Source organism: Ferruginibacter sp., from assembly GCF_028288465.1.
Taxonomy (GTDB): Bacteria; Bacteroidota; Bacteroidia; order Chitinophagales; family Chitinophagaceae; genus Ferruginibacter.
This window is the reverse complement of the sequence record NZ_JAQBNR010000032.1, coordinates 21,703-33,492: the sequence shown is the minus strand read 5'-3', so window position 1 is coordinate 33,492 and position 11,790 is coordinate 21,703. Positions and strand designations below refer to the sequence as shown.

Annotated in this window: 11 protein-coding genes; all 11 read left to right on the top strand. The window is 42.0% G+C overall.

The genetic code is table 11. The features are described from left to right. The first annotated feature begins 261 nt into the window (after positions 1 to 261). The 11 genes from JWR61_RS14275 to JWR61_RS14225 all read left to right on the top strand — a co-directional run bounded on the left by JWR61_RS14275 (position 262) and on the right by JWR61_RS14225 (position 11,700). Positions 262 to 1,437, top strand: coding sequence for a dipeptidase (locus JWR61_RS14275; RefSeq protein WP_301928442.1), 1,176 nt, complete (start codon positions 262 to 264; stop codon positions 1,435 to 1,437). A 170-nt stretch (positions 1,438 to 1,607) separates the two neighbouring features. After that, a complete protein-coding gene (locus JWR61_RS14270; protein ID WP_301928441.1) occupies positions 1,608 to 3,614 on the top strand; it encodes a histidine kinase dimerization/phosphoacceptor domain -containing protein in 2,007 nt (668 codons plus the stop codon). Further along, positions 3,598 to 4,344, top strand: a complete 747-nt coding sequence (locus tag JWR61_RS14265) for a response regulator (RefSeq protein WP_301928440.1) — start codon at positions 3,598 to 3,600, stop codon at positions 4,342 to 4,344. Before JWR61_RS14270 ends, JWR61_RS14265 begins: the two co-directional genes overlap by 17 nt. Positions 4,345 to 4,641: 297 nt before the next feature. Next, positions 4,642 to 4,962, top strand: coding sequence for a sensor histidine kinase (locus JWR61_RS14260; protein ID WP_301928439.1), 321 nt, complete (start codon positions 4,642 to 4,644; stop codon positions 4,960 to 4,962). A 613-nt stretch (positions 4,963 to 5,575) separates the two neighbouring features. Further along, positions 5,576 to 6,088, top strand: coding sequence for a RidA family protein (locus tag JWR61_RS14255; protein ID WP_301928438.1), 513 nt, complete (start codon positions 5,576 to 5,578; stop codon positions 6,086 to 6,088). A 469-nt stretch (positions 6,089 to 6,557) separates the two neighbouring features. Next, positions 6,558 to 7,202 (top strand): DUF2306 domain-containing protein, encoded by a 645-nt coding sequence (locus tag JWR61_RS14250; protein ID WP_301928437.1) that lies wholly within the window; start codon positions 6,558 to 6,560, stop codon positions 7,200 to 7,202. Positions 7,203 to 7,242: 40 nt separating this feature from the next. Then, a complete protein-coding gene (locus tag JWR61_RS14245; protein WP_301928436.1) occupies positions 7,243 to 7,977 on the top strand; it encodes a hypothetical protein in 735 nt (244 codons plus the stop codon). A gap of 81 nt (positions 7,978 to 8,058) precedes the next feature. Next, the gene (locus JWR61_RS14240) at positions 8,059 to 8,955 is read left to right on the top strand and encodes a hypothetical protein (protein WP_301928435.1); all 897 of its coding nucleotides are present in this window, start codon (positions 8,059 to 8,061) and stop codon (positions 8,953 to 8,955) included. A 163-nt stretch (positions 8,956 to 9,118) separates the two neighbouring features. Beyond that, positions 9,119 to 10,147 (top strand): proline iminopeptidase-family hydrolase, encoded by a 1,029-nt coding sequence (locus JWR61_RS14235; protein WP_301928434.1) that lies wholly within the window; start codon positions 9,119 to 9,121, stop codon positions 10,145 to 10,147. A gap of 60 nt (positions 10,148 to 10,207) precedes the next feature. Then, entirely contained in the window at positions 10,208 to 11,068 is an 861-nt protein-coding gene (locus tag JWR61_RS14230) for an SDR family oxidoreductase (protein ID WP_301928433.1), read from the top strand. A 101-nt stretch (positions 11,069 to 11,169) separates the two neighbouring features. After that, a complete protein-coding gene (locus JWR61_RS14225; RefSeq protein WP_301928432.1) occupies positions 11,170 to 11,700 on the top strand; it encodes a lipocalin-like domain-containing protein in 531 nt (176 codons plus the stop codon). Positions 11,701 to 11,790: the final 90 nt, after the last annotated feature.

The window sequence follows — 11,790 nt, the reverse complement described above, 5'->3', positions numbered from 1 at the left end:
ATTTAATTAAACACCATGCATAATTGTTTTATTTTTTTAATGGATAAATTTCATATTGTTACTGCTGAGCTATTCTTCTAAATGCCGTATAAATTTTATTTATCAAAAACGCCGGATTTAAATTGATAATAGTTATTTATCTTCCGTGTATTGTTACTCATTTAAGGCATGCGCTTATTTATCTTCCATTAGAAGCCAAAAGAAATAAACAATAAGTTGTACAAACACAATTGTTGTCCGATGACCAAAACAAATTTTATTATGAAAAATCTTTTCTTTCTGTTATTAACCACCCTTTGTTTTTTAACTACAAAATCGCAGTCGTACAAGAAGCTGCACTATGATGCCATATTGATTGATACGCACAATGACATCCCCAGTGCCACCATTGAAAAAAAGGTGCAGTTTGATACCGACCTGAAAGGCAAAACACATTCTGATTTAAACCGGATGAAAGAAGGTGGCATTGATGTACAGGTATTCTCTATTTTTTGCGGGCCTGAGCAGGAACATCCCTATGCATTTGCCAACCGGGAAATCGATTCGGTGTATGCCTGGTGTAACCGCAACCCGGGTAAAATGATGCTGGTTAAAACGCCGGCGCAATTGCAGCAGGCCATCAAGGCAAAAAAGCTGGCGGCCATGCTGGGTGTGGAAGGCGGCCACATGATAGAGAATGATTTGAATAAACTGGATACGCTTTTTAACAGGGGTGTAAGGTACATGACATTGACCTGGAATAATTCTACCGACTGGGCTACATCAGCCGCAGACGAAACCTTAAAAGGTGATTCACTGAAACACAAAGGACTGACGGATTTCGGGAAACAAATCGTCAAGAGAATGAATGACCTGGGCATGATGGTAGACATTAGTCATAACGGAGAACAAACATTCTGGGATGTGATCAATACTACAACCAAACCCATTATAGCATCACATAGCAGTGTTTGGAATTTATGCAAACACCGCAGAAATTTAAAGGATGAACAGATAAAAGCCATTGGAAAAAATGGCGGCGTTATTCACCTTAATTTTTATGCCGGCTTTATTGACAGTACGTATGAAGCAAAGGCCATGGCTTTTGTTGCGCAACATAAGTCAGCCGTTGATTCTTTAATAGCCTTAAAAGTACAACCCGATTATGCTGCTATTATGGTGGGCGAAATTTACAAAGATGAAGTCAAAAATTTCCGTCCGCACCTGTCCGTGCTGATAGATCACCTGGATTATATTGTAAAGCTGATAGGTGTTGACCATGTAGGCCTGGGCAGCGACTTTGACGGTATTGAAGCGCCACCACTGGAGCTGAACGGTGTGGAAGATTACCCGCTGGTAACCAAAGCGCTGGTGGAAAGAGGTTACAGTGATAAAGACATCCGCAAAATTTTAGGCGGGAATTTTATCCGTGTATTTAAAGCAAATGCCGTTAAATAATTTAAGCAGGCATAGCAACCCAAACGCAAAAGCCTCTTTTTATATTCCATTACCCATTCGATAATTTTAACAACCACCCTGACTACTAAGTTAATTAAACTGATACATACTGTCAGAAGCGGGATCAGTGCTTAAAAAAAACGGGCGAGGTGTTATTACCTGGATATAAAATGAAAATATTTTTTACCTGCACAATGCTTTTACTGTCGTTTGCCAGCGCTGCCCAGTTGGTTGACCTTTCAAGAGTTCCGCCGTATCGACCCGTTTTTGTGGCAACAGATGCGTTTGACTCTTCCTATTTAACGGAACTGGAAAAAGCTACTACACAAAACTTACCTGATACCCTGCAACTGGCCGTTGGTAATGACCTGGCCTATTACTGGCACACGCGAAATCTTGACAAAGCTTGTTCACTTACCTATAAGACACTTGCATTTGCAAAAGGCCTTCATAATAAAATATGGGAAGGGCGTTTACTGGTAACGCTGGGTGCCGTCTTACTACGGCAGGAAAAACTGGATTCTGCATTTGCAGTACTGACTTCAGCAATACCCATCGTTACAAAAAAAGATTTACCACAACTGTATACGCAACTGGGGTATGTTATGGAAAGAAAAGGGCAGCTCAGCAAAGCGGCAGATTATGCCCTGGAAGCACTGCACACAGGCGATACGTTGCATGACATGAAGGCGCAGGCAATGGCTTACAGCGATCTGAGTAATTTGTTCTGGAAACAATCCAAGTTTGATAAAGGGATTGAATATGGGCTTCATTCTGTGGCACTTTTTAAACAGCGCGGCATCGAAGACATGGACTATAGTTTTACCTTGTACGTACTGGGAAACAATTACCTCTCCGTAAAAGACTATCCGGATGCCCTACAATATTTTAAACTGGCTTTGGCACAAAGCGAACGGTACCAGTTTTACAATAACCTGGCCGATATTTATATTGCCCTCAACCAATTGTATACCCTTACCTCCGACTATGCAAAAGCAACCTTTAATGCAAGGCAGGCCATCCGGTATTCAACCCTGCTTGACAATAATTTTATGCTGATGCGGTCGTGGCTTTGCCTGGCGCATTTACAGAATCTCACCCATCAGCCTGATACAGCCATTACAAGTTTAAAAATTTGTTTACAGGTGGCAGGTAACAACTTCGGCGATAAATTCTTTTTAAGTCGTGCCTACAAAGAACTGGGTGATGCGTACGCCACAACAGGCGACTATAAAAATGCGTATACCGCCTTTCAGCAATATGATATATTAAAAGACAGCGTATTTACTGCCGAAGCTGACCAGCGGGTAGCCCGGTTACAAACTGAATTTGAAGTTGCGCAAAAAGAAACTACCATCAAAACCCAGCAGCAGTCTATAACCCAGCAAAAACGGTTGCAGTGGTTAACGCTGAGCGCAGCAGGGTTGCTGGTACTTATTTTGGCGGGCCTTTACCGCACTTATCAAAACAAACAAAAGGTAAATGCACAACTGGAAGTGCTCAATGAAAACCTGGAACAAAAAAACAACCAGCTGGATAAACGCAATGCTGAAAATGAATTGCTGTTGAAAGAAATTCATCACCGGGTAAAAAATAACCTGGAAATCGTATCCGGATTATTGGCTTTGCAGGCGGCACAAACAGATCATCCTTCGGCACAGGCGGTAATGCAGGCCAGCCAGAACCGTGTACTTTCGATGGGCATCATTCATCAAAAACTGTATCAAAAAGGTAACCTTGCCGGGATTGAGATGAAGGACTATTTTCACAACCTGGGTGAAAGCATCCTTGATGCTTACAACGCGGCAGATCGTATCCGCATCACCTGCAATATGCATCCAATGGACCTGGATGTTGATACGGCGGTACCAATCGGACTCATTGCAAATGAATTGCTCACCAACTCATTGAAATATGGTTTTGCGGCAAATCAACCGGGAGAAATAACCATTGATCTGAAGAAAACGGAAGTGCCGGATGAATACATTTTTTGCCTGGGCGATAATGGTATTGGCAGGCCTGAAAATACTATTGCTAAAGGCACCGGCTTTGGAACAGAGTTGGTAAATTTACTCGTGCAGCAACTGAATGGCAAACTGACTACCTGTATTAACCACGGCACCCTGATTACCATACATTTTAAATACACCAAACCACACAATGGGCACACTCGTTAAAATACTGGTTGTAGAAGATGAGATGATCATCGGTGCAAAAATTTCCATGCAGCTAACCAGCCTCGGTTACGAGGTTACTGGTATACTGCCGCGTGGAGAAGAAGCCATCCTGCACGCCAAAGAAAATAAACCCGATATCATCCTGCTGGATATTAATCTGAAAGGGAAACTGGACGGTATTGAAACAGCGATAGCGCTGCAACAACAAGGCGCTATCCCTATCATTTACTTAACCGCCAATTCGGATGAAGCTACTTTTAACCGGGCCAAATCAACCAAGCCATATGCTTTTATTGCAAAGCCTTTCAAGCAACTGGATCTGCAGCGGGCGATAGAACTCACCATCAGCCGGATGGCCGAAAATACTGCCGGAATTCCGATAGAAAATAAACAGGAAGAAGAACAATCATTTATCTTAAGTGACCGTATTTTTATCCGGCATAAGGAAAAGATGATCAAGATTATGCTGGCAGAAATTTTATATATGGAAGCCGACCGCAATTACAGCCGCATTTTTACAAGCAGCCGCGAATACCTCTTGTCAACAACACTTAAAACAATAGAAGAGAAAATGAGCATGCAGCTGTTCATGCGCATACACCGCTCCTACCTCATCAACATTACGCATGTAGACGAGGTAGCGGAAAGCCATGTGATGATTGGAAATAAAGCGGTGCCGTTGGGTACGGGTATGCGGGAACAACTGATGCACCGGATGCAGACGTTGTAATACTTTCATCTGCTTTTGCCAAAAGGTTGTAATGTTTTTTTCGATGTAACCATCTTCCTGTAAAAAGTTTCGGCCGATACAAGAACAGGTTCCCGGAAACATCCAAATAGATGATCCCAACACCAAAGAAGCCATGCTGGCCGGCCAAAGCCGCGTGCATTCTATCGGCATTGTGCACCAGAAATTATACTAGGGCACTAACCTGGGCGCTATTGAAATGAAAGACTATTTTATCAATTTCGTGAAAGTATACTGGATTCTTTTGGTGCAGACAAAAGGGTAACCATTGAGTACGCCATGAACGAGCTGGATGTAGATATTGATACGGCTGTGCCATTAGGTCTCATTGTAAACGAACTCTTAACCAACACACTTAAATACGCTTTTCCGCATGGCCGCCAGGGCAACGTAAGGATCATACTTCAAAAGCACGCTGACGGCGTATTGCAGCTCGAAGTGTCGGATGATGGCGTCGGTAAATCCGACGTTACACATGGCACTGGTTTTGACGGTCAACTGGTGTCCCTCCTAACACAGCAGCTCAGCGGCTCCATGCGGGAAGAAATAAAAAACGGCACCCATATTTATTTTGAATTTAAACCGGTGAAGGCAGCCTGATCTTATTATATCACTGCTAAAAAAGTAACTACCCTGCAGTTTTCCTTACATGGTAATCTTTCTATCAACGACTGTCTACGGTAGTAAAATATCATCCAGACCGCTTCAGGATAATTGTACTCCATCGCCCGGTAAACAAGAGGCCTTCTCCGGACAGTTTTGCCCCCCTTTCGTCCTTAACTGCTGTAAAATCTCCTATGCAATCGTTAGGTTTACGCAAGAAATATTTACACAATGGCTGGTTCACTTTAAATTGAAAAAGCCATCGTGAAATAAACAGGTAATAAAAATGGCAATACCGGCGTATCAGTAGGACAGCTGTTTCAAATGGATCCTTTTTTAACGACCCGGATTGCTGAAAGATAGTATTGATAAGGCGGGAATCTAATCAATGCATAGGGAGGGATGAATAAAATCATTCCTCCCTTTTTAAATTTTTTTGTTGCCGCACATGATTTCAATTAATGCGGTATCCCTCTTTTTAACAACACCACCCCTGAAAAATACGCAAATCCAACGACCCCTGCTGTAAAAGGAATTGATCCAAAAAAGGACACCATCCATACTTATTAGATAAAGCAACATCATTTATTATTTCAATACACGTAAACCAATGACAAAGTATTTTTTATCCGCCTGCATCCTCTTCACCTGTCCGCTATTATTTATTCGGTGTAACCATGTTCCACCCCAACAACAAGAAGCAACTGAACCTGCAGCAAAAGAAGCCACCAGCGAAGCGCCCGACTATTTTAACCTGCGGCCAAAACTCGAGAACGCATATGGTTACACACATGCGGTTAAAATTGGCGACGATCTTAAAATTTCAGGCGCAGTCAGCATGACCGATTCCGGGACCATTATCGGGCAGGGAAATATGGAGCTGCAGATGAAAAATTGTTACAGCGACCTGGAAAAAATTCTGCAGCATTATGGCTATACTATTGATGATGTGGTTGCAGAAAACATTTACACAACCAATATGGCGGAGTTTATCAAAGTTGCTGGTTTTCGCAATTCGGTTTATAAAAAGCAATTTCCTACCGGTACCTGGCTGGAAGTAAAAGGACTGGCATTGGTAGGACAATTGATTGAGATAGATATGGAAGCGCATAAAGTAAAATAGACACCCGGAAATAACAGCTAAATAAAAAGGTTAACTAAAAAACTTTCAGAGCAATAAAAAGTATCATCACAATTAAAATATAATCAACATGCCGATTGTAGCCAGACATAAGTAAGAGACATTCATGCATGGCTTAAAGACCACCAGGACAGGGTAAACCTGTTTGCTCCTGCAGTGACAAGCTTTTAAACATTCCAGGATACCAATGATCCGAATTCCGTGGTACTGGTGATAGAAACAACGGATGTTGCGCTGCTGGGCGCCGTCATCAATGATCCAAAAAATCATGCAGTAAAAGAGTTGCACACCGTGTTGGATCCCGTAATACTGTCTATGCCAGTGGATTTATAATGCACTGTACTACCGCATGTGAGGCAGTCCGGCAGTAATTGGCGGAATGCATAAGACAAGTGACAGCGACCATAGCACAATCAAAAGAACAGGCCAACAATCAAAAAAAAATTATACCATGGCACAATCTAAACTGATCCCCATACAGCAGCCCAAAGTAAACTGGCAACTGGTTGTTTCGTTGTTGCTGATTGCATTTGCCGGCAAATTTGTGATACAACATGCGTTACCGTATTTTGGTTTTCAGCAAGCCACTTTTGGCAGGTACTGGAATTATAAATGGCCACTCATCGGGCACATTTCAGGAGGATTACTGGCGCTGGTAATCGGGCCTTTCCAGTTTTGGAAAAGCTTTAGAAATAAATACATTAACACCCACCGGTGGCTGGGCCGCACCTACCTGTTGTCTATTTTAATCGGCACTGTTTGTTCCACTTACCTGGCCTGGACGAGTGCTATCAAAGTGAATTTCTCCTGGGCGCTGGGTTTACAGGCGCTGGCATTTGCGTGGATCACTACTGCGGCGATGGCCTATATTTCCGTCATGCGGGGGCGCATCATGCAGCACAGGGAATGGATGATCAGGAGCTATGTGGTCACTTTCGCTTTTGTAACATTCCGGTGGCTGAACGACTCTTCCCTCGCCATCCAACTGATGGAAAAATTTACAGAAAGAGGCCCGGCAATCATCTGGCTTTGCTGGACAGTTCCATTGCTGATTACCGAAATAGTACTTAGCTGGAAATACAATAATGCTTATTAAACCCACTAACATAATACACTCATTTTTAAAAACCACCAACATGAACTTTATTCAAAAAAATGCAAGGCCGTTATTAATGGCTTCAATCGTTGTTACACTTTTTTCATGCAACAACAGTCCTGAAAAAAAAGAAGAAGCTGCAAAAACGCCTGACACTTCGGTAGTAACAATAGCTGCCACGCCCGAAGCCCCCAAACTTGCTGCACCTTTTGATATGATGGAAATAAACCATGCTGTAAAAGACTACGCCAGCTGGAAAAAGGCATTTGACCTGGACTCTTCAGCCCGTGCTGCAAGCGGCTTAAGTTCTATAGTATTGGCCAGGAGCCTGGATAAACCCAATGATGTATCTGTTACACTATTGGTTTCTGATGTACAAAAAGCAAAAGCATTTGCTGCAGACCCGAGACTGAAAGATGTGATGGATAAAAACGGCGTGGTGTCAAAGCCGGAAATTGGGTATTATCATGTAAGCCGCTTTAATCCTGATTCAAAACAAAAACAATGGGTAACAATCACCCATAAAGTAAAAGACTATGCCGCCTGGGTAAAAGTGTATGATGCCGAAGGTCCTGCAACAAGATCGGCTAACGGATTGGTTGATGTCGTACTGTCCCGCGCCATTGATGATTCCAATAGAGTGCAAATAATATTTGATATTAAAGACATGGCAAAAGCAAAAGCGAGAATCAGTTCACCAGAACTTAAAAAATTAATGACAAATGCTGGAGTGGTGGGTGCACCAAAAATTGAATTTTATAACCAGGCAGAATAGTTATGAGGACTTACACCACCCGCAAACGGGTGGTGTATTTATAACCGGTGTAAACATTTCATCATCACTAAACAGACCATCATGCAACGGAGAACCTTTATTAAAAATTCAGCACTTGGTGCAGTGGCATTAAGCGCTTACGGGTTTATACAATTTGACGGTAGCAATTATATTGGCGACTGCGAAACTACCACCGATATACTCGGGCCTTTCTACCGGCCCGGCAGCCCTGTTAAAAATAACCTGGCATTAAAAGATGAACCTGGCAATCCGATTGAGCTAAGTGGCATTATCAGGCATAAGGATTGTAAAACACCTTATCAAAAAGCAAAAATTGAATTGTGGCATTGCGATGCCAAAGGTGTTTATGATAATAGTTCAGCTGAATTTAAGTACCGTGGTACCACCTGGTCTGATGACAATGGCAATTACTCTTTTAATACCATCTTGCCGGTGGCCTACGATGCTGGTGGCGGCCATGTACGCCCGGCACATTTTCACTTAATGATAACCGCGGAAGGATACCAGCCATTGGTAACGCAACTTTATTTTACGGGTGATACGCACATCAAAAAAGACCGGTACGCTTCTTCGCCGAAAGCAACAGCCCGGATTTTAAATGTGCAGAAATTAAACAACGGCACAAAAAAAGTAGTGTACAATGTAAGTATGGCGGAGGTGTTGCATCTGGAAGCTGCATCGGTAGAAAAATTAACCGGCGTGTATACTGATATTTCCAACAAAAACAAACCAGTTGAGCTTTTCAGCAAAGACAATGTATTGTGGATGAAAAATGAAGCGTTCGGCAACAAGTTTGAATATACCGGCAACAACACATTTGAAGAAGCAGACAATCCTACGGGCATGTACTGGAAACTTCATTTTGAACTCATGGAATCAGGTGCAGTAAAGCTTACTGAAAACTATGTTGATGATGACCTGGTAAAACATACTGACACTTATTTGAAAGAAAAATAGCTTGATTGCTTTCGCACTTACTAAAAATTATTAAAGGATATTTTCCTGTTTACCCGTAAATACCCAAACCTTCGACGCCAACATTGAGCGAATTCAATTAACTTGAATAACACTAAAAAACGAAAGGCCCGCTAAATGCCGGACCAGGTAAACGCACAATAAGATGAAAAAAATAACGCTCTCCGTAATCATTGTATGTGCAGTTTGCGCATGCACGCAATCTCCAAAAAATATAAATACTACCGTAGATACAGTAACGAAGAATGGCGCCTACATTGTTAAAACCGGCGGTGCTAAAATGATACAGGTAGATGGCAAATACAATGTATGGACAAAGAAAGTTGGTGACGGAAAAATAAAAGTATTGCTGCTGCACGGCGGCCCTGGCTTTAGCCATGATTATTTTGAATGCTTCGAAGATTTCCTGCCCAAAGAAGGCATGGAGATTTATTATTACGATCAACTGGGTTGTGGCAATTCAGATGCACCAACCGATACGTCGCTCTGGACCATTGCCCGCTACGTAGAAGAAGTGGAGCAGGTGCGGAAAGGTCTCGGGCTTGATACTTTTTATTTACTGGGCCATTCCTGGGGCAGCATGCTGGCCATGGAATATGTACACAAATACCAGCAGCACGTAAAAGCCGCCGTGTTATCAAACATGACGGCTGGTATTAAAAGTTACCTTCCCTACGCAGAAGAATTAAAAAAGAAATATTTAACCAGGGCTGACATAGCCACCTATGATTCGCTAGATAAATTAAAGGCTTACCAGTCACCTGAATACCAAAATTTACTGATGAGTAAATTATATACGCAAACCATTTGCAGGCTTCCACTGGAGAGTTGGCCGGAGCCATTGATGAGGGCATTTAAAAAAGCAAACCAATCCATCTACATTCAAATGCAGGGGGTGGATGAATTTCATGTAACAGGAAATTTTAAAGACTGGGAAATGTGGGATCGCTTAGCTGATATAAAAGTTCCAACGTTGGTAATTGGCGGAATGTATGATGAGATGAATCCGGCTGATATGAAAAAAGAAGGACAACTGATTCCGAACAGCCACACCTATTTATGCCCCAACGGAAGCCATATGAGTATGTATGATGATCAGCAAAATTATTTTAACACCCTGATTAAATTTTTAAAAGAGGTAGAGAGTAACCAATTTGTTGCAGATAAAAAATAACGAACCAGGTCTGTTTTTCGAAAATGTACGATCAAGATAAACACTACTAAACTTAAAAAAATGAGATCAGTAATTATTACAGGCACCAGTAAAGGCATTGGCCTCGAAACAGCACTTGCCTTTGCGCGGGCCGGGTATAAGGTTTTTGCCACCATGCGCAGTCCGCAAAGTGCGAATGCTTTTGAGCAACAAATTAAAGACGAGGCCTTACCAATAACCATTGCTGCGATGGACGTGAATTCTGATGAATCAGTTAAACAATGTATAGACGGCATACTTAGTGAGAATGGATCAATTGATGTACTGGTAAACAATGCAGGTATTGAGCGACATGGTTCTATTGAAGAATTGACAATGGCCGATTTTAAAGATGTGATGGAAACAAATTACTTTGGGGTGCTCAGATGCACAAAGGCTTTATTACCATTGATGCGTAAAAACAGGAATGGCTGTATCATTAATGTAACGAGCATTGCGGGTAAAATTGCAAACACACCCTTAGGCCCTTATTCTGCCAGTAAATTTGCGCTGGAGGCTGTTAGTGAATCACTGGCACAGGAAGTAAAACCACATAATATACGGGTAGCCATTGTAGAACCGGGCATTATCAATACACAAATGGCTAATGACATTAGTATAAACGAAGCTTCAATATATCCGCAATCGAAACGTTTTGCCGGCTTGTTTGCAGCTTCACTTAAAACACCTACACAACCATCTATGGTTGCAGAAAAGATATTGGAAATTGCTGAAAGCAACAGCTGGCAATTGCGCCACCCGGTTGGGCCGGATGCAATACCTTTTTTGCAATGGCGGGCTTCAATGACAGATGAACAATATGTAAATTGGAATGCAGCCACGGATGAAGAGTATTATAATGCCGTACAAAGTACTTTTGGTTTAAATGCAAGGCCGGAGTAATCCAGGAAAAGAATTGACATTTTAAATTGTTTGAGTTATTCTCAACCCGGACAAAAAGCTTACTAAGCGTGAGAAGGATAAATTTAAAAAACAGCAACTGCATGAAACTATATCTCTTATTATTTACGGCCATTTACTTAACAGTATGCCCGCAGCCGGCGACAAAAGATGCCGGCAAAATGCTCGCGGGAATGTATAAGTTGTATAAAATTGAAAGCCAGGATTCAGCAGGTATTTGGAAAGAATCAGGAAGGTATAACGGCGGTGAAAGTTATATTATTTATGATGGCCTGGGACACATGGCCGTGCAGATAACGCCCAAAGGATACAACAATTTCAACTGGCTTGACGATGAACAGGCCATCAATGAAAAAATGGTGAACCAGAAAATAGGTTCAATGTCTTTACCTGAATTGAAAGCTGCCGTTTCAGAATTTGCCTCTAATTATGTTTATGTTGGAAACTATACGGTTGATGACACCGCCAATATTGTTACACACCGCCGCATAACAAGCACCATTCCTGCAGTTTGGGGCACCGTGGTTAAACGGAAATTTTATTTTAATGGTGATACCATCACTTTAAAACTGTTAACAGCAAACCGCAGGCTAATTTGGATACGGCAAAAATAAAATGCAACATCAATTACTACAATCAAATAGTAAAAAAATACACCCTGACCGGGGCAAGCCGGCCGTTATAAACACTGCTTCTCTTTTTAC